This is a genomic window from Bacillus sp. N5-665 (genome assembly GCF_022637375.2).
Classification (GTDB): Bacteria; Bacillota; Bacilli; order Bacillales; family Bacillaceae_G; genus Bacillus_A; species Bacillus_A wiedmannii.
This window is the reverse complement of record NZ_CP093324.1, coordinates 244319-263302: the sequence shown is the minus strand read 5'-3', so window position 1 is coordinate 263302 and position 18984 is coordinate 244319. Positions and strand designations below refer to the sequence as shown.

General features: G+C 32.3%; 14 protein-coding genes, 2 pseudogenes and 1 riboswitch. Of the genes and pseudogenes, 6 read left to right on the top strand and 10 right to left on the bottom strand.

Going from position 1 to position 18984, the window contains the following annotated elements; genetic code table 11:
- Positions 1 to 736 precede the first annotated feature (736 nt).
- Both MNO09_RS01185 and MNO09_RS01175 read left to right on the top strand, forming a co-directional pair.
- Positions 737 to 1909 (top strand): serine hydrolase domain-containing protein, encoded by a 1173-nt coding sequence (locus MNO09_RS01185; RefSeq protein WP_070169422.1) that lies wholly within the window; start codon positions 737 to 739, stop codon positions 1907 to 1909.
- Between the two features lie 635 nt (positions 1910 to 2544).
- A complete protein-coding gene (locus tag MNO09_RS01175) occupies positions 2545 to 3003 on the top strand; it encodes a hypothetical protein (RefSeq protein WP_070169415.1) in 459 nt (152 codons plus the stop codon).
- 14 nt (positions 3004 to 3017) lie between these two features.
- On the opposite strand, the gene MNO09_RS01170 is transcribed toward MNO09_RS01175, so the two are convergent.
- Positions 3018 to 3824, bottom strand: a complete 807-nt coding sequence (locus MNO09_RS01170) for a Cof-type HAD-IIB family hydrolase (RefSeq protein ID WP_070169414.1) — start codon at positions 3822 to 3824, stop codon at positions 3018 to 3020.
- 329 nt (positions 3825 to 4153) lie between these two features.
- On the opposite strand from MNO09_RS01170, the pseudogene MNO09_RS01165 reads away from it, so the two are divergent.
- Positions 4154 to 5605 (top strand): annotated as a pseudogene (locus tag MNO09_RS01165) (oligosaccharide flippase family protein).
- Positions 5606 to 5805: 200 nt separating this feature from the next.
- On the opposite strand, the pseudogene MNO09_RS01160 reads toward MNO09_RS01165, so the two are convergent.
- Together MNO09_RS01160 and MNO09_RS01155 are read right to left on the bottom strand one after the other, a co-directional pair.
- Positions 5806 to 6063 (bottom strand): annotated as a pseudogene (locus MNO09_RS01160) (DDE-type integrase/transposase/recombinase); the annotation flags it as partial.
- A 184-nt stretch (positions 6064 to 6247) separates the two neighbouring features.
- Positions 6248 to 6544 carry a hypothetical protein gene (locus MNO09_RS01155; protein WP_241950014.1) on the bottom strand — a complete coding sequence of 99 codons (297 nt, stop codon included), beginning with the start codon at positions 6542 to 6544 and terminating at the stop codon, positions 6248 to 6250.
- Positions 6545 to 6571: 27 nt separating this feature from the next.
- Between MNO09_RS01155 and MNO09_RS01150 the strand changes: the two genes are divergently transcribed.
- The gene (locus MNO09_RS01150) at positions 6572 to 6982 is read left to right on the top strand and encodes a disulfide bond formation protein B (protein ID WP_088106871.1); all 411 of its coding nucleotides are present in this window, start codon (positions 6572 to 6574) and stop codon (positions 6980 to 6982) included.
- Between the two features lie 277 nt (positions 6983 to 7259).
- Here MNO09_RS01150 and xerS read toward each other — a convergent pair whose 3' ends face one another.
- The 5 genes from xerS to MNO09_RS01125 all read right to left on the bottom strand — a co-directional run bounded on the left by xerS (position 7260) and on the right by MNO09_RS01125 (position 13262).
- On the bottom strand, positions 7260 to 8336 hold the full coding sequence (gene xerS, locus MNO09_RS01145) for a tyrosine recombinase XerS (RefSeq protein ID WP_070168699.1): 1077 nt from the start codon (positions 8334 to 8336) through the stop codon (positions 7260 to 7262).
- An 853-nt stretch (positions 8337 to 9189) separates the two neighbouring features.
- A complete protein-coding gene (locus MNO09_RS01140; RefSeq protein WP_088106872.1) occupies positions 9190 to 9558 on the bottom strand; it encodes a hypothetical protein in 369 nt (122 codons plus the stop codon).
- Between the two features lie 342 nt (positions 9559 to 9900).
- Positions 9901 to 11745 carry a sensor histidine kinase gene (locus tag MNO09_RS01135; RefSeq protein WP_241950013.1) on the bottom strand — a complete coding sequence of 615 codons (1845 nt, stop codon included), beginning with the start codon at positions 11743 to 11745 and terminating at the stop codon, positions 9901 to 9903.
- Positions 11745 to 12422, bottom strand: a complete 678-nt coding sequence (locus MNO09_RS01130; protein WP_241950012.1) for a response regulator transcription factor — start codon at positions 12420 to 12422, stop codon at positions 11745 to 11747. Before MNO09_RS01130 ends, MNO09_RS01135 begins: the two co-directional genes overlap by 1 nt.
- A 27-nt stretch (positions 12423 to 12449) precedes the next feature.
- Entirely contained in the window at positions 12450 to 13262 is an 813-nt protein-coding gene (locus tag MNO09_RS01125) for a C39 family peptidase (protein WP_241950011.1), read from the bottom strand.
- An 845-nt stretch (positions 13263 to 14107) separates the two neighbouring features.
- Between MNO09_RS01125 and MNO09_RS01120 the strand changes: the two genes are divergently transcribed.
- The gene (locus MNO09_RS01120; RefSeq protein ID WP_070169500.1) at positions 14108 to 14869 is read left to right on the top strand and encodes a hydralysin-2; all 762 of its coding nucleotides are present in this window, start codon (positions 14108 to 14110) and stop codon (positions 14867 to 14869) included.
- 68 nt (positions 14870 to 14937) lie between these two features.
- Positions 14938 to 15345, top strand: coding sequence for a DoxX family protein (locus tag MNO09_RS01115; RefSeq protein ID WP_088106876.1), 408 nt, complete (start codon positions 14938 to 14940; stop codon positions 15343 to 15345).
- A 654-nt stretch (positions 15346 to 15999) separates the two neighbouring features.
- Here MNO09_RS01115 and mmuM read toward each other — a convergent pair.
- Positions 16000 to 16977 carry a homocysteine S-methyltransferase gene (gene mmuM / locus MNO09_RS01110; protein WP_088106877.1) on the bottom strand — a complete coding sequence of 326 codons (978 nt, stop codon included), beginning with the start codon at positions 16975 to 16977 and terminating at the stop codon, positions 16000 to 16002.
- A complete protein-coding gene (gene mmuP / locus MNO09_RS01105) occupies positions 16952 to 18361 on the bottom strand; it encodes an S-methylmethionine permease (protein WP_241950010.1) in 1410 nt (469 codons plus the stop codon). Before mmuP ends, mmuM begins: the two co-directional genes overlap by 26 nt.
- Positions 18362 to 18444: 83 nt before the next feature.
- Positions 18445 to 18552: riboswitch (SAM riboswitch) on the bottom strand.
- Positions 18553 to 18984 lie beyond the last annotated feature (432 nt).

The window sequence follows — 18984 nt, the reverse complement described above, 5'->3', positions numbered from 1 at the left end:
ACTCTTTTTTATAAGTTAAAAAATCTTATATATTACAAATATAAAGACAAAACTTTTATAGGGTTAATAAATATTGTTTTATTCTTACTGTAAGGGGTAGCACCACATCGCTATCAAGCTAAGGTTTTAATATATCCCTCTAAATGAACATTTACTTTTTCTACAGGTAGTTCCTTTGAAAAGTCAGCTTGGTTTTTCGTTTTGAGGGCGTTTATTTTTCTTAAGTTGATGGATGTGAAGTACCTCCTTAGGTTAAATAGATTTCGGCTTAGAAACAAGTAATTTTAACAATGTTCGGAGTAAATCGAATCTTTAACAATTAAAAGACGAAAAAAGAAACATAGAAGTGGAAAACTTCTGTGTTTTTTTTATTTAATACATTTATTAGAAAATACTTTGCGTTTTCGGAAACAGATGCTCCTTCTATCCTATTATAGAAGCTATTTTGAACGTAAGAAATTTGTAAGGAATGGATAAGAAAAAAGAAATTTTTATTGTGTAGGATAAAAAAATAAAGAAGAGTGAAAGGGGGATTAGGTTTGGTAAGATATATTTAGTAAAAAAAGAGGGGTTGACCGTTTGTTAGGACAGAATGACGTTTGTAAAAATAATCATTATGAAGATAATTACGAATACCATGTTGCCCTTTTGTCATTGGTAGAGATGATAGCTGTGTGGTTAGCATGAAATAGCAAGCAGCCACCTATACAATATGAATAGAGGAGAGGAATTTCTTATGAAAACACGTAGTCAAATTACATTTGCAAGTCTTGCCCTTTTAATAGCTGGAAGTTCCCTGTTATACACAACACCAGCCTCAATTGTAAAAGCAGAGTCCACTGAAAATGTATCTAGTTCGTCACACACAAGCACTCAACGAGATCGTAATTCCGTCAAGCAAGCAATGCGAGATACATTGCATCTTGGATTCCCGGGGATACTTGTTAAAACCTATGAGGGTGGAAAAACGTGGGGTTATGCCGCTGGGGTAGCGAATCTGAGCACCAAGAAACCAATGAAAATAGATTTTCGCTTTCGTATTGCCAGCGTAACGAAGACGTTCACCGCAACGGTTGTACTTCAATTAGCTGGAGAGAATCGCCTGAATCTAGACGATTCCATCGAAAAATGGTTGCCTGGTGTTATTCAAGGAAACGGATATGATGCTAAACAGATTACTATCCGGCAGATATTGAACCATACAAGTGGTATCGCTGAATACTCAAGGACAAAAGAAGCTGATTTTTTTAAGAATAGAAATAAATCGTTTACTGCTGAAGATCTAGTGAAGTTGGGACTTTCGCTGCCCCCAGACTTTGCCCCAGGAAAGGGCTGGTCTTATTCAAACACAGGATACGTATTACTGGGTATCCTTATCGAAAAAGTAACTGGAAACAGCTATGCGGAAGAGATTGAAAATCGAATTATTGAACCACTTGAATTGTCAAATACATTTCTACCTGGCAATTCAAGCGTTATTCCAGGCACCAACCATGCCCGTGGATATTTCCAACCAGACGGAGCAAGTGAGCTAAAAGACATTACGTATTATAATCCAAGTATAGGTAGCTCGGCTGGAGATATGATTTCTACTGCTGACGACTTAAACAAATTCTTCTCTTACTTACTCAGTGGTAAATTACTGAAGGAACAGCAACTAAAACAAATGCTTACTACAGTTCCTACAGGAAGTGCTGAAATCGTCGGATATGGTCTTGGAATCTATGAAACTAGGCTTCCAAACGGTGTCTCGATATGGGGGCACTCAGGTGGCATTCCAGGGTTTAGTACTTTTGCTGGAGGTACACTTGGAGGTAAGCATACGTTAGCCGTCAATTTGAACAGTTTAGGAAAAGCTGACAATCCTGATCCTTTTAAAAATATTTTACTTGCTGAATTTAGCAAGTAGGCAAAAAGGAAAACCGGATAAATTTTTTATAGTTTTATAGTTAAACATATACCTTTCTGGTTCAAAAACGCCCAACTTACTCTAAAAAATACTTTTGGGTGTTTTTAGAATTTAGGTAGCAACCTAATGTTATTAAGCTAATAAAACAAAACCCTCCCTAAAATGAAAAAATACGCTATTCTTTCTGTAGAATCATAGGAAAGGATGGCGTTTTTATATGTCTATTTCTGTATCTGATGAATTACAATTATTTGCTCAAGAAATTCAAAGCTTTTTATCCCCAAATATCTTACGAACTCTTGCTAGAGATGTTGGTTTTGTGCAACGAACCAATAAATATCGATTCCATACGTATTTGTATTTTAGATTCAAACGTATTTCAGTCCTATAGGTTTCCTGCAAAAAAGAATGGAATTTTATCTATTTATAGTGATTTTTAAAACATTATAAAATAGAACAGTATACATTTATATACCGTTCTATTTAGTTTAAACGTAATGTATATTATACTTATAATAAATAGATATGTGATATAACAATATGGCATAAAGAATATGAAATGTTTATACGTTTGTATTAGCTAGGAATAACACTTTCAAATTAAATGTATCACAAAAGAAAGAGGAAAATGAGAGATGAAAATCAGTTCAAGCATAAATAACAGGCTTTACCCTTTAAATACTACAGTTTTAAATAATACAGCTCCAAGTACTATAACTTCACGTATAGTGAACAATAATCAAAAACATATTCCTGAAAATAAAACTAGGGATAATCAACTTTCTGAAAAAAATATAGAACAACATATTAATAACAAATATAATTCAATTAGCCCACAAGGTCTCTCTATATTTGAATTTCTTAAAATGTTATTGGATAAAGGTGTACCTATGTCGATAATAACAGAAATATTAGTGAGAATGTTAGAGGGGCATAGTAAGAAGAATGAAGAATTGGAAAAAGGATTAGAGAAAGAATCAGAGAAAGAATTAGTACAAGGGTTAAATAAAGAATCAGAGAAAGAATTAGTACAAGGGTTAAATAAAGGATTAGAGAAAGAGTTAGTACAAGGATTAGGTAATATTCAAAAATAATAACAATTTTCAGATTAACTGTTGTTAACAGTACAAATTAACTTTTCTAATACTTGAGCTACACCATCTTTATCATTGGTATCGGTAATAAAATATGCAGCATCTTTCAATTTAGGTATTGCATTTCCCATAGCAATTGGAAAACCACACGTATAGAATAGCTCTAAATCATTCCAATCGTCTCCAAAGACCATTATGTTATCCATAGAGATATTATTTTGAGTGCAGATTGCCCTTACAGCTCGTTCTTTAGAAACACCTTTTGTCATGATTTGAGTTAAAGTTCCTGCATCGGTACATAGCGTACATACTTTATGTGCAAACTGTTTTTGTAGTTTTTCATAATGAGTATATTGTGAAATTAATAATTTTGAGGCACTAACTTTTTTTAATTCATTTAATGGAACTACAATTGGATTTACAACTGCATTCATGGCTTTGTTGTAATCCAATGTTTTATTACTGTACCATCTATCTTCTGATTCAACTGAGAGGCATGCATCAGCCTGGTGAGTAATAACAAACTCTATAATTTCATTTGTGATTGCTGATTCAATCGGGTAATGTTGTCTGTAACCCAATGCGTTATCTATTACCAAAGCTCCATTGTAGTAAATCATAGTTGCAATGTCTTGAAGTTCGTGAGGAAGAAAAACTTTAACTGATCGTGGCGCCCTTGCCGTAGTAAAAATAACTTTTATTCCTTTCTTCAGACACTCCAGTATAGCCTTTCTATTCCTTTCGGACACTTTCTTTTGTGAATCTAACAAAGTACCATCTAAATCTAAAACGATTACTTTAATCTCGGATTCTAGTTCCATATGTATGTCCCCTTATTTACAGTATAAAATCCTCGTTTAATGTTCTATATCAAGTTATAAATCCCTGTATGTTCTATACATTTTCGGTTAAAATACCGTCTCATTATCGGGATCCAATGTATTTAAAAGACTATTAAAAGTCCCCAAGTTTGTTTGTACCGTACCCCTTATTTGGGGCATTATTTATTTCTCTTCCGAATTAGTTAATAGTTGCTTTACAAAGTTCGTATGCTGTAAAATTATACCTGTAGTTATTAACGACGGGTAGTAATTGATTCATTAAGGTATTTATTTCATTAATTAATATAACTCACATGAAAGGTGAAACTATGCAAAAGTCACTTGTATCAAATATTTTCTATAAAATAATGCTTAATACCTTTAATATCATTCTCCCAATTTTAGTAGGCCCTTATGCCTATCGAACACTCGGTCCAACTTCAATAGGGACAGTTAACTCTGCTGAAACCGTCTTTAATTATTTTTTCATTTTTGCTGTATTTGGTGTATATCAATATTGATTACGTGAAATCAGCTTAGTAAAAAATGATACGAAAAAAGTTTCACAACTGTTCACAAGCCTATATGTGATTAACTTTACAACAAGTATACTGGCTCTAGTGGCATTCGTACTCTTTAGTTATCTTGGATACGGTGACCAGAATTTATTCCCTGTACTACTCATCTTTGGATTTAATTTTATTTCAAATTTGTTTTATGTAGAATGGTTTAACGAGGCACATGAAAATTATGAGTTCATTACGAAGAAAACTGTTATCGTTCGACTTACTTATGTAATACTTCTTTTCGTATTAATTCATGGCGTGGACGACTATAAAAAATTCGCTACTTTATTGGTCTTATCAACATTTTTAAACCATTTTATTAGCTTTATATATGTAAAGCGTAGAGTTAAATTTGATTTTTCTAATTTAACAATTGTTGCACATTTAAAGCCGTTAGTGTTAATTGTTATATTTTCAAACGCTAATATGCTATATACACAATTAGACCGCCTCTTTCTACTAGAGAATAATGGAGAAGCTACAGTGGCTTTCTATGTAATGGCCTTTCAAATTATGACTATTATTAACACACTTATGTTAAGTGTTGTACAAGTTACAATTCCAAGACTTTCTTATTTATCAGGAAATGCAACTGACGAAGAATATGAATCAGTATTAAACAAAATTTCAAAAGTATATTTCATTACGTTGTTCCCAGCTGCCATTGGTTTAATGCTTATCGCTCATGGAGCTGTTATTATTTACGGCGGAAAAGAGTATGCTGCTGGTGACGTATTAATGGTTTTTGCAATTTATATGATTGCAGTAGGAATTGAATCTATTTTATCAAATCAAATTATTTACGTAAAAAAGAAAGAAAGTATTTTAGTACGCTTTTTATTTATCTGCGGTTTTATTAATCTTTTATCAAATTTCGCGCTAGTATTCTTTCGCGTACTTACACCAACAACAGCAATTATTACAACAACAATTGCTAACTGTACATTAATTACCTTGGAATATATTTATATAAAAAAGAAATTGAAAGTGAATTACACATTATTCGATATGCAAAAGCTAAAATATCTGTTCTACTCATTAACGTTTTTACCAATATCATTCTTTGTGAAGACGGTAATTTCAGGACAAATTCTACAAGTTATAGTCACAATGTTAGCATGCGGATTAGCTTATGCACTTATCCTATTCAAAGCAAAAGATGAGATTCTCTTTATGTTGTTAGACAAAATAACAGCAAGATTTAAACGGGCTTAATGAAATATAACAAAAACTCTTTTCTAAATTCATAAAAACACGTTACTATTCCTTCATTAACATAAGAGAATAGTAACGTGTTTTTAATTTTTAGAATAGTAAGAACGATAAAGTTGATGGATCCAGGATATCGTCACGTCGTTATCAAGCTAACAAAATACCCCCTAAAATAAAAAACGTGCTATTCTTTCTTTAGAATTATAGTCTGGGTTTTTCTCTACTGCTTTCACACGGGACTTTGAAACATGAAAAGACTGCAAAGCTTTCTTGAAAAAGCGCCTTGCAGCCTTCTAATCTCTTGTTTTGCTTAGAAAAGATTGACCGATTGTTTCCTTTTGAATCAGCAGCACGATACAAGTACATCCATTAACCTTTTACATTAATATATGTTTCATCGCCTCTCCAAGAGCCATTTGTTTAAGATAACGGTGGATTAGTTTGTTCAATTTGGGACCATATTAATTACGGACCCTTTTTAGAGTCATACTATCAGTATATACAAGTTTTATAGATTCAGTGCAATTATATTGAAGTTTTTGAACTAAAAATTCAAATCTTAATATTTTATAGAATTTCAAAAATATTAATGGCACCCTAAGATTAATTTGAAAATATTATAGCTTTCATTAGATTATTTTCTATTTATAATTTTATTGAAAGCCATTGTTTAAATTGTTGTAAATGTATCTTCCATTTCTCATGTTTTACTTGCTCTATTTTATTTAGTAGAAGAGAAGATTCGTGAAATGCATCATCGCCTTTTAGAGTGCTTTGTAAACCTGATAGTAAAGCATTAATAGATAAAATAACAATGGTAAAGAAAATAACAGGCCCCATCGCTAACCAGGGATAATTTATTAGCTTTTGACTTGTGTCATTAATTAATAAAAGGCTGCCTCCAACATTTAAGGAAATTGTTTCGAATAGTGCTAAATGCATCATTAATATCATTATTTGTAGTATTATATGATATATTTTTCTTTTCTTGTTTCACTAGTAGCTACGATAGGGAGTTTATATTTCAGTGAAGTAAAGGGTTATGTTCCCTGTAGTTTATGTTGGTATCAAATAATTTTTATGTACCCAATTCCTTTGTTAATTTTTATTTCAATACTAATTAATGATAAAAATATAAAATATTATCTTCGTTTTTTTTCATTAATAGGTATAATTATTTCTTCTTACCATAATTTCATTCAATTTACTCAACAGAAAAGTAGCTTTTGTGGTGTTACAAGTAGCTGTTTAACAATCTATGATAAATGGGGAGGTTTTATAACAATTCCGTTTATGTCTTTAACAGCATTCATAATAATATTTGCTTTATCATTTTTTTTAAATGAGAAGGTTCTGTTACAAAGTTCGAAAAAATCATAAACTGATTGATAAATGAGAAATAATGTTTGAGATATATCTAGTAGTTAAGTTGAAAAGTTCGATGAATGTATTACAAATAGTATTTCTCATTAAGTAGAAATAAATGACAAGTAAAAGGTAGATAAAGTATAAAATGTTTTTATATACCAATTAAGATAGAACTTAAATTGTGTATTTTTTACATAATAAAATTAAGTTTCAACAGAAATATATATATTATTTAAAACTAAGGTAAGGAAAAAGAATAAGAGTTTAGCAATGTAAAATTGCTAAACTCTTATTCTTTATTTTTTCCTATTCTTCCTAAACTATCTTTAATGGTTGTTTCCCCAAGCTGAGTGTATAACAAAGCTGTATCTTGGCTCGTATGCCCAAGTTGCTGCATGACTTGTAACGAATCTTTTTCTTCCATATATAATTTATTTGCCAATGTATGTCTTAATTTATGAGGAGACATTCTTTTTCCATATGCTTTAGTATATTTTTCTACTATATCTTGGATAGCCCTAACCGAAAGAGGCTGTGCAGTATGTTTATATTTCGACAGAAACACATTTTTTAATTCTTTCCCAGGAGCATATTTGTTATCTCTAACTTCCATATACTTTTCAAGATCATTCAATGCCATTGGAGTAATCCATACAGAATCTTCTTTATTTCCTTTACGGATTACATCAATTAGCCTTTCTTTTAAGTTTATATCTTCCATACGAAGATCGGCCAATTCACTTACACGAATACCGCTACCAAGAAAGAGTGAGAGGATAGCTACATCCCGATCTTTATCCCTTAGGAAATAGAACAACTGATGTTTTGTTAAAGATTTTTCATGTTCGAACTTAATGTAATTCAAAAACTCTTGATCGTCATCATTATGGAATATTTTTGATCTCATACGTTTTGCACGAGCATTTAATGTCTCTTTATCTTTATGTATTTCTATTTTAGCCATTACATTTCTATAAAAATAACATTCTCCATCTTCATTCTCTGATAGGGAAGTAAGGTACTTAAATAAAGATTTTAAGGCCGAAATTTTCCTGTTAACAGAAGAATTCTGCATGTTTTGTTGTAGTTTTAGAAATCTCATAAAGTTCTCAACATCTTTTTTCTTTAAATTCTCCAAATCAGAGAAGGATATGTCCTTAATAGGTTTCAATTCAATAATTTGTTCAGATAATAACCAATTAAAGAAGACTCTAAAATCATATACATAATTCAGTAGGGTGGAGGGAGAGGCATCATGCAATTCTTTATACTCCACAAATTCTTCTATGTAAAAGGGCATTTCATTTAAATTTTCGTATAATTTTTTACGATGTACGGATTTTTGACGTTGCTTGCTATAGTCCATAAAAATCACCTCATATATAATATAACAGAAAATGAACACGAACACAAGTTCGCATTAAATTCAATTTTTACACAAACTTATTTACATAATTAAATTATGAGATGCTGAAATATAATCAATAGTGAAAGGAATAATGTATTTACTCAAATAAAAATTATAGATAATTAAGTGAGAAATTCGTATTTAACCATAAAAAATGGTGGAAAAACTACATATAAATGTATTTAAAAATAAAACAATTTTTATATATAAATTCATGCAAAAAAATCAATATATGAAAACAGTTTAAAATTCGTTATCTAACATGTATTAGTTAATTTAATCATGATTTTGAGGAATTAATTAGATTAACATAAGAATAAATCCTATATATTAAAAGGTAATTTACTATGAAATTTTTCAATGAACAGTTCAGTATTTAATAATTTCTATATAAAATATGAATTATATAGCCACATACCAATATACCAAGATTCATGTAATTGAGCTTGAAATCCCTAAATACGGTATTAGATTTTTATTTAACTATATTATTGTTCGTAAAATTGGTATTTCGCGCGAACTTTATTTGTATTTTTAGAGTATATAATTGCCACTCTTCTATTGTCGAATTTCGTTGATTCCGATATTCTCTCTTTATATTAGAAATACCCTATGGAATGAGTTTTTTCAATTTCTATAAAATAAGTTTTTTATGGAAACTCTTATCTTATATTGATTCTGACTTATACGGAACAAAAAAGTAAAGATAACAGACATTTATATATAATAACTTCTCACTTAAATTCACGTTTAATGTGTGATTTCTATATAACAAAGAAAAAAAGCATCCGTTTGGGACGCTTTTCTAGCTTTATTTTAAAATTAACTCTTTGGGATCTGTAATAATTTGCTGACTCTCATCATCTTTATCAATTTCTTTTCTTAAGTATTCAAGTGTAATTTCGATTTCTTCCTTATTCTCATAATAAATTCCTTTTGTACTTATAATTTCTTGCTCTATTTGTTTTTCTCTTTCTTGAAGCGGATTGATTTCTGCTCTTATGAATAGTTTTTTTCTTTCCCCTTCAAATTTTTCACTCGCTTTTTTTAGAATTTCAATTTTTTTCATTAGAGTACAGGATTCAAGTTCCTTTTCTTTTTCTACTTTTACAATCGCTTTATACTTTTCTATTAATTTTTTTTCCCACTTTAATAATTCATCAAGAATATATTTTTCCATCGCCTAATCCCCTCCAATTAAAATATTCGATAAGAAATACAAATATCCTTTTATATGAATAAACTAATTATACATTTGGAATAATAATCCTAAATAGGGTGTGGGAAAATAAATGAAAAATTCCCTCTTAAGTTAAGAGTGATTACTATAAGGTAGAGATTGATAAGATATTTTTTCTCCAAACTTATTTATACTTACAATAAAAATTCAAGAAAATGGATAGTAAATAAGTAAAAAGGTGTGAAGTCATTGAATTGACTTCACACCTTTTTTAAAAATAATCTATATGAATGAATATCCCCTTTAACACTTTAGTAAGTCTATGCTTTCTGTCACACCTTACTATTTTGTATCCCATTTATCTAAACGGAAGTAGAACAATACCCCATCCTCTGTATTGGTTACGCCGTACTCTGCATCATGTAATTCGAATATATTTTTTACAATCGAAAGCCCAAGGCCAGTGCCGCCACAAACCCGTTTTCTTGATTTATCCACTCTATAAAATTGATCCCATATTTTCTCTATATTTTCTTCCGTAATATGTGAACCTTTATTTTCAAACCCTATATATACGCCATACTCTTCCTCTTTCACCTCAATCACAATGGTTTGTCCCGTATTTGTATAACGAATTGCATTTGTAAACAGATTTGTTATCACTTGTTCCAATAAGTTTGCTTTCCCCTTCACACATACATCATCTATATTTGTTTTGATTTGTAGTGACTTTTCATGAATTTGAACGTGAAGATTATTTTGAACCTGGTGTATCATACGTCCTATAAAAAACTGCTCCATTTGTATTTGATACGTTCCGGATTGATATTTTGCTAAATTAAGCATTTCATCGATTAGCACATTCATTTTCTCTATCTCTTTTTCTAACGCCTCCCAATAGTATTGATTCATTTCAGGCGCAATCCCATCTTGCAACATAGATGCCGATACTTGCATCACACTAAGTGGTGTTTTCAACTCATGAGAAACACCCGCAATAAAATCTTTTCTTGTCTGTTCTAATTGCTTCTCTTTTTCTAGGTCATCTTTCAACTGATTGATATATCCTTCCATTCTTGCTGATAGTTGATTAATATTGGAGGACAATTCGCCTATTTCATTTTTCGACTTTATGGATAGTTGATCTTGAAACTTAAATTCCATGATTTTTTTCGTCGCTTCATTTATTTTCAATAGTGGTTTCGTAATGATTCTTGAATAATAGAAAGACACAATAAGCGATAGAACTAGCACAAATGCAATGATGTATATGTAATAATCACTCATTAAATCGCTTGCTTTGGTAAGTGGTTGTAAAGACGATAATGTATATAGGATCTCTTGCACTTGACCATTTTTAATTATTGGTTTTATTGTTTCAATATACTGTATTCCATTAATACGAATTTCTTTTTGTGTCCAACTACTATCCTCTAATTTCACTTTATCTGTAATCCAGTCAGCTTGAAAATTTAATATGCGTTTCGCAAAAATATCATTGTTATACATTGTATTTACAGCGTCGGGGTCTGCATAATTGGGCATACTTATTTCTTTGACAACACCCTCTAAATAATAGAGCGCATACCGCCCATCAAGTATTATCAATTGATGTCCTTTTTTAGTACTATCCTGCGTATTTTTCAATATCTGATGATATGTTGAAGAATCAAACCTTGTATCATATCCTTTTGCTCTCATACTCATTGGGGTAACTATATCCTTACTTACACCCTTACTAGCTACATCCAAGAGAGCCACATTAGATAATTTATTTATGAAATCGGTAATAATAATACTAAAATTCGAACCCACATGTTCTTTTGCATTAACAAAATTATTAAACACAACTTTAGAAGTTTTTGTAGGGTCATTTCTATCTACGACTTTCAAATAATAATCCCCTGATGGCAACATTTTAATATTTGCTTCTTTATCTAGCCTTGCAATCAAAATACCATGCTGGTTTGCAAACTTCTCTTCTATCTTTTGTATTTTCATCTCTTCTTGTGAATGAGATTCATAGTATTTTTCATACTGTTGTAATTGTTTTTGAACACTTTCTTTTTCCTTATCAATATACAAGTATTTCGTCACATACATTTGACCAAAGAATATAACAGCGATGATCATGCAGCATAGTAAAAAAGTAAGGGAAAACAATTGTAATACAATTTTCTTTTTCATTATCTATCTAGCTCAAACTTATACCCCGTCCGTACGACAGTTGTAATATGTCTTGCTTTCTCTCCAAGCTTCACACGTACATTACGCATATGTGCCGTTAGTGTTTTATCATCCCCATCATAATCATAACCCCATATGTTCGTGATTAACTGCTCCCTTGTCAGCACTTGTCCCTTATGTTGCATTAAAGAAAGTAAAATCTCATACTCTGTATGTGTAAACTCTAGCTTTTGTCCATTTATCGAAACAGTACGTGCCGATTTATCTAAACGAATATCACATAAATCAATGCAGTCCTGGAATTGTACAATTTGATTACTCTCTTTGTATAAGCGATTTGCTCGCGCTAATAATATGGAAGGTTTAAATGGTTTCGTTACATAGTCATCTGCTCCTAGTTCAAACCCCAGTAATGTATCATCCTCATCACTTCGAGCTGTTAATAAAATAATAGGAACCATAGAGTTCTTACGAATCCGTCTACAAACGGACCACCCATCCATAACAGGGAGCATAATATCTAATATGATCAAATTGATATCCTCATGTGAAGCAAACATATCCAATCCAATTTGCCCATCTTCCGCTGTTACTACTTCATACCCATCATGCGAGAAATATTGCGATACTGCCTCTCGTATGATTTTCTCATCTTCAATGATTAACACTTTTTTCATTTCAATTTTCATCCAATCTACAATTATCTACATCGAAATGGCCATGGCTTGCCTTCCCATTTGAATCCATGCTTGTTCAAAATCATTTCGATTGATTGCTATATGTTTCTCCGTCTTTAACGGATCGTTAATATATACATATTGGTCATCATAATCTGTCACAACGACACTATGTTGTTGATAGGTCACTTTCATTTCGCCTGCTTCTGTTTTCCATGTATAAAATTGATCATCAGGTAACTGTTTAAAAAGAGCATTTGTTAATACCCATACAGGGAGTCCTTGATCTATGGCTTCATAAATTTGCTGAGGTTCTTTGTGACTGAGATTCTTCACTTTTTCTTCTGTTACATATAATTTTCCCAATTCTAATATCGGTTCTACATAAACACCTAATCCAGGTTTATCAAAAGTAGCCATATCCCCAATAAACCCTTTGTGCATATTTCCCTTCAAACCATTACTTTGAAATGGTACATGCTTTATTTTCGAAGCTAATTCCATCTTATCGACTTGAACACCAGAAAACTGTAATACCATTGCAAGACTGGTCACTTCACAACCGCGCATCAATTCTGGTTTTTGTAAAATAAGCGGCACATCCAATGGCCTTACTATCTCTTTCTCTTGTTCTATAGGTACATTTTCAGTTTCAACAACCTTTTCTGGCTCTGCAGATACATCCCTCTCATATTCTACTTCTAACCTTGTATCCTCTTCTTGTAGTACGGCAGGTTGTATTTTAGTAAATATAGGACTATCACTATAGGACATACCAATGCCTGTATTGAATATCGATAGTGCAAATACACAATAACTTGTTTTTCTTAATGAATTCATAATTATCTCTCCTCGATGTTTTCTAAGGAGAGTGTAATTTGTTCATATTTAGATAAAATCATATTTATAGAAAGACAAAGTGAATTTTATATCAAGATTATATAAAGATAACTCTCATATGTTTTAATCGTATGTGTTACAAATTGTGCTTTCAACAAGCAATATTTAACTATTTTTATTACTTAAACCTATTTCATCACGCAATATGAATTCTGTAACACGCAAATAAAACCGTAAGGGACATTCCTAAAGTTTAAATGGTGAAATACTTCTACGCGCAAGTGTGTAGTTTCTTTAACATATTCGTAATGTAATCAATAGACTCTTTATATATAAAAAAATCCCACCTAATTGTCATACACACGATAATTAGATGGGGTTGCATATTACATTCTTTACTCATCTCTTATATATACACATTCGACATATACAGTTGTTATTTAGGTAAATCGCAAATAATGACTTCTATTTATCTTTTTATGACCAGATCCACACATCATCATTATTTTGAGTGTTGTTCCTTGTTTCTTTCACTTTTTCGATATGATCTGTGTTGTAGTTAATCGAAATACCACCTCATTCCACATACTTCATATCAATTTTCACTTTCTCACCCATTTTAAATATTACAACCTTCTATTTTCCTAAAATTCAATTAAATTTTTATAAATTTCTAAAAAGTAATTATTGATAGGAATCCTACAGTGGAAAATGGAATTTATTCTCAAAAGTGATTATTTATTGTATCTGTCAAACTATTAGTTTATCTCCTCCTCATATTTCAATTGCTTTTCCATCATGATTAAACAAATAAATAAAATTACTGATAAGTAAGGAGCATTAGTATGATTATACAAGAAAAATTATCTTTTTCAGATCTAGATTCATTAGGTTCAACTACAGATTCCATAATGGACGCGTTTAAAGATCTTTATGGGCTACTTCCTTATGAAATCGCAATAAATAATGAGACATTTCCAATTCATAATAAGCCTGCTATTACTGAACGTTATGGTCACGCTTGTTATAAAACGCTTGGCCCTTTTATATTCAGCAATATTGAAGAGCCTTCAAAGAATGAAGTAAGCCTAGGGGAACAATTTGTATTTAATCCTAGTAATGAAGAAGCAGAAATTATAGTTACAATAAAAGAGAAATGGGCTAATATTCAATCTTGGACTTCGGAATCTACTACAGGTTTAACTTTAACATCAGATTTTACCATGGAAGGTGAATTTCAATTCGGAAACAAATTTAATATTTCAACTTTTGTGGGAGAAAGTAATTCAAAATCCATCATTACCTCCCTTTCCATTGAGCGTTCTATTAAAGTACCTCCAAATAGTAAGATAAAAGTTACAACAGTCGGAACATTAATTACAGAAATTCTACATTTCGAATCAATTATATCGGTAAACGGTATGTTTGGTGCATGTTTTCCACGGATGGTTCGTGGGCATTACGTTGGATTCAAAAGTGCCGGTCACATCCTAAATAAAACATTTGGATCCATTAAAGGGGCCATTAATAGTACAACAATTAAGGATATTCAAATAAAAACTGGAAAGATAGAGCCTTATTTTATTAACCAAAAATGGGAAAGTTGAAAAATAAAAAAAGCATACTGTTCTTTGACTCCATATCATATACAGATTATTAAAAGGAGGAAATTCAATTGCCAAACAGAGACCAGTTAAGTCTATTCATTATTAGATTAGTATTAGGTTTAACATTTTTTACCCATGGACTTACAAAATTTCAAGATGGAATCCATAATACAGAAAATTTTTTCAACAGTTTAGGAATATTTGAATGGCTTGCTTATCCAGTCGCAATTCTTGAGCTAATTGGTGGAATTTTAATTATTTTAGGGCTAGGTACAAGATTTATTTCAACCTTTTTTTCTATACTTATGGCTGGAGCGATTATTACCGTAAAATTCAATAATGGATTTATAGGAGGCTATGAATTTGAGTTATTATTATTAGCGGTATCTTTATTTTTTGCGGTAACTAACATCCAATCTATTTCCTTAGATAAATTACTACTGAATCGTAAAACTAAGCAACAGCAAACTTTATAAGTACTCTAAGGGGTCCCACCACACATCCATCAACTTAAGAATGGAAGCAAAGTCTACTTTCATTTTATGGGGTAAAGCATTCCTAAAATAGAAGCATATTCTTAATAATACGCATACCAAATAAACCCTATCGTTTTATTAAAAGTCAAGGAAATAGTAATGAGATCCTATATTTATGCGATTGAATATAATGTCACACATTTTATAAGGTTAAGAGGAAAGGATAGATGAACAGGAAAGTATACCTGTTTACATCTATCCTTTTTTACAACAATATGACCACATTTACTACTACAACAAGGATTTTTATCACAACAAATTTTCATATAGTTATTGAACTATTTTTTGAATAACTAAATTAATCTCTTCGTTAACTTTAATTACGAATAAATGGTCCCCTTCACCTTCAATTGGATCAACTACATCTTCATTAAAAGGTTCAGCATGTTGTCTACCATATCTATTAAACTAGCGGTTTTTATTTTCCCTGATTCCTTTCCATACCTAAGGTACCCAAAATTTAACTGGATTCCCGAGGCTACCATCCACATTTGTGTCTCTGAAAAGACATTTTGTGCCACTAGACGTAACTGTAGATTCCTGAACAAGCAAAATCATGAAAATACACACAAAGATAGATTATCATCCATTAAATTACTGTTTTGCTTCGTTCGAATAGAAAAACTCGGAAGAACGCCACTTGTTTGATATCTCCTCAATGTGATAAGGTGTCGTTCTGCAGCATCCACCTATTAAACGTGCACCTGCTTGGTACCATTCTTCAGATTGAATATCCAACGAGTTACATTGTTCATGACCATGCCATGTTTTTGTTTCTGGATTATAAGTTTCACCAGAGTTTGGATAAACAATAATCGGTTTTTTGGTGTTTGCCCTCAACTCTTGGATTGCACCAGTCACAACGGTTACTGGCGCACAATTGATGCCTATCGCTACAATTTGTTCACTTTTCTCAAAAGCTCGTGCACACTCCACGAGTTTCATACCTTCACTAATCTCTTTCTCATTTTTTAGCGAAAAGGAAAGCCACGCATATGTTTCTGGAAACTCACGCAATAATGTATCTAATACTCTTGCTTCTTGCAGAGAAGGAATCGTTTCAAATGCCAATAGATCTGCACCTGCTTCGATTAACGCAGACATTCTCGAACGGTGAAAGTCTGCTAATGTTTTATCTGTCACACCATAGTTGCCTACATACTCTGAACCATCTGCAAGGTAAGCCCCGTACGGCCCAACTGATGCAACAACCAATGGTTTAGGCCTATTCGTTTGCGTATTTTCCTTCCAAAAATCATCTCTTGCCCTTCTTGCAAGTAACACCGTTTTCTTAATTAATTCCAAAGCTTCCTGTTCTTGTATTCCACGTGCGGAAAAACCACTAATAGTAGCTTGATAGCTTGCTGTTATGGCACAGTCCGCTCCAGCACGAAAATAGTCCGAATGAACCTGATAAATTAGTTCCGGATTTTCTAGTAACACACGTGCCGACCAAAGGGGATCGTCCAAATTACATCCATGCGCCTCCAATTCTGTAGCTAATGCTCCGTCAAGAAGCATAATGGAATGTTGGGATAAAATAGCATCAATTGGGTTGATTTTGTTCGACATAATCTACACCCCTCTTTTTTAAATTTTTTGTTAGATAATAACTTCCATAGCAAAACAAAATAAACGGTATGCCGCAATATAAGGCAATTCTCTGTGTTGGATCGAATGCAATTCCAATACACGATGCCAGACAAAGGATAAAAGAAGCAATTGGTACTAATGGATATAGTGGTGTGCGATAAATCAAGTCCTTTTCAGAATTCCCTTCTTTCAAAAATTGTCTGCGAAATAGGAACTGGGAAGCACTAATACTCATCCAAACTACAACTACTGCTAGACCGGAAATGGAAACAAGTACGATATAGACAGTATCTGGTGCCACAATACTTGAGAGCAAAGCCAAAGCTCCACCCACCATGCTGAAAATGACGGCGTTGATTGGAACACCTTGCTTCGTCATTTTTCCAATAATCGGGGATATCGTATTCTTATTAGCAAGCGACCAAAGCATTCTAGAAGAGGCATAAAGGCCTGAGTTTGCCGCAGATAAAATGGCTATTAAGATAACGAAATTCATTATGTCAGCTGAATATGGCACCCCAATTCGTTCTAGAACTGCAACAAAAGGGCTCTCTAATACCCCTGCATCGGAAATAGGCAATAACGCAGATAAAACAACAATCGTTCCTACAAAAAAGATGATCAATCTCCACAGAGTAGTTCGAATGGCCTTCGGTATCATTTTTTCCGGGTTCGCTGTTTCTCCAGCTGCAATGCCTATTAATTCTGTTCCCGAAAAAGCAAAATTAACCGCAAGCATGGTCATTATAATGGCCGTAGCACCATGAGGAAATAAACCTCCACTTGTAAAATTAGAAAAGAATGGTGCTGCTTTTGAATGAGTCATCGGAAGAAACCCTAGCATTGCCGCTACTCCTAAAGCAATAAAAATCACAATAGCTATAACCTTTATCGATGAAAACCAAAATTCGGATTCGGCGAAAAATTTAACAGTCAGGACATTTAATACAAAGATCAAAATGGCAAAAAGAGCACTCCATACCCAAACATTAATTGATGGAAACCATCGCTTCATAAGTAATCCTGCGGCTGTAAATTCAGAACCTAAAGCAACAGTCCAAGTTAACCAATACAACCAGGCTACTGTATACCCTGTACCCGGTCCAATGTATTTAACTGCATAACTATGAAATGCGCCCGTTTCAGGCATATGTACGGAAAGCTCTCCTAAACATAGCATAACTAGATAAACCACTAGCGCACCAATCAGATAGGATAGAAGTGTTCCAAAGGGGCCAGCTTGTTGAATAGTGTAACCCGAGCTTAAGAATAAGCCAGTTCCAATCACCCCACCAAGTGATAGCATGACTAAATGACGTGCTTGCATTTTCCTTTGAAATTCTTGCCCATTTTTGTTCTCCATTTCTACTCTCCTTTAGTTACTATCCAGAAAAAACAAAAACGCACTCTAAAAAAGAGGGCGCTACTGACAAATAAAAACGGAAGCTCTCATCTATCAGGATTTTCACCCGCTGGAATTAGCACAGTGTCTACTTAAGCAGACCTGTTGCTGAGGTTTCATAAGGCCAGTCCCTCCACCTCTCTGGATAAGAAATATTTTTTTATAACCTTATCAATCCATTCAATAACTGTCAAGATAATTCTGTCTTTTTAAAAAATTATCTATTATAGAAATACAAAAAATAGAGTATTACTAGGGGTCTCACCACATCGCTATCAACTTAAGAATTTTATAACACCCCAAAACAAAAAAATGTACATTTTCACATGAAGATGTCAATTTTCTCTTTTTGGGCGTATTTGTATTTCTTAGCTTAATAGCGATGGAGCGTGCCCCCCTTTTAGAACAAAAAAATAGGATTCCCCTGGCCAGGAGAATCCTATTATATACCTTAAAATTATAAAAATGATTTATAGCATAAATAAATTATTTTATCAAGTAAAAATCACTGATCACAGCTTTTTTCGCACAAATATTGACACCTAGCAAGCGTTAAATGGATAAAAAGACTTTTCTTTAAGTGG

Excerpts from the sequence above, each read along its gene's own strand:
- mmuM (WP_088106877.1), bottom strand. The coding sequence starts at position 16,977 with ATGTCGAACAAAATCAACCCAATTGATGCTATTTTATCCCAACATTCC.
- xerS (WP_070168699.1), bottom strand. The coding sequence starts at position 8,336 with ATGGACTATAGCAAGCAACGTCAAAAATCCGTACATCGTAAAAAATTA.
- MNO09_RS01185 (WP_070169422.1), top strand. The coding sequence starts at position 737 with ATGAAAACACGTAGTCAAATTACATTTGCAAGTCTTGCCCTTTTAATA.
- MNO09_RS01140 (WP_088106872.1), bottom strand. The coding sequence starts at position 9,558 with ATGGAAAAATATATTCTTGATGAATTATTAAAGTGGGAAAAAAAATTA.
- mmuP (WP_241950010.1), bottom strand. The coding sequence starts at position 18,361 with ATGGAGAACAAAAATGGGCAAGAATTTCAAAGGAAAATGCAAGCACGT.
- MNO09_RS01120 (WP_070169500.1), top strand. The coding sequence starts at position 14,108 with ATGATTATACAAGAAAAATTATCTTTTTCAGATCTAGATTCATTAGGT.
- MNO09_RS01125 (WP_241950011.1), bottom strand. The coding sequence starts at position 13,262 with ATGAATTCATTAAGAAAAACAAGTTATTGTGTATTTGCACTATCGATA.
- MNO09_RS01175 (WP_070169415.1), top strand. The coding sequence starts at position 2,545 with ATGAAAATCAGTTCAAGCATAAATAACAGGCTTTACCCTTTAAATACT.
- MNO09_RS01135 (WP_241950013.1), bottom strand. The coding sequence starts at position 11,745 with ATGAAAAAGAAAATTGTATTACAATTGTTTTCCCTTACTTTTTTACTA.
- MNO09_RS01155 (WP_241950014.1), bottom strand. The coding sequence starts at position 6,544 with ATGCATTTAGCACTATTCGAAACAATTTCCTTAAATGTTGGAGGCAGC.
- MNO09_RS01130 (WP_241950012.1), bottom strand. The coding sequence starts at position 12,422 with ATGAAAAAAGTGTTAATCATTGAAGATGAGAAAATCATACGAGAGGCA.
- MNO09_RS01150 (WP_088106871.1), top strand. The coding sequence starts at position 6,572 with ATGATATATTTTTCTTTTCTTGTTTCACTAGTAGCTACGATAGGGAGT.
- MNO09_RS01170 (WP_070169414.1), bottom strand. The coding sequence starts at position 3,824 with ATGGAACTAGAATCCGAGATTAAAGTAATCGTTTTAGATTTAGATGGT.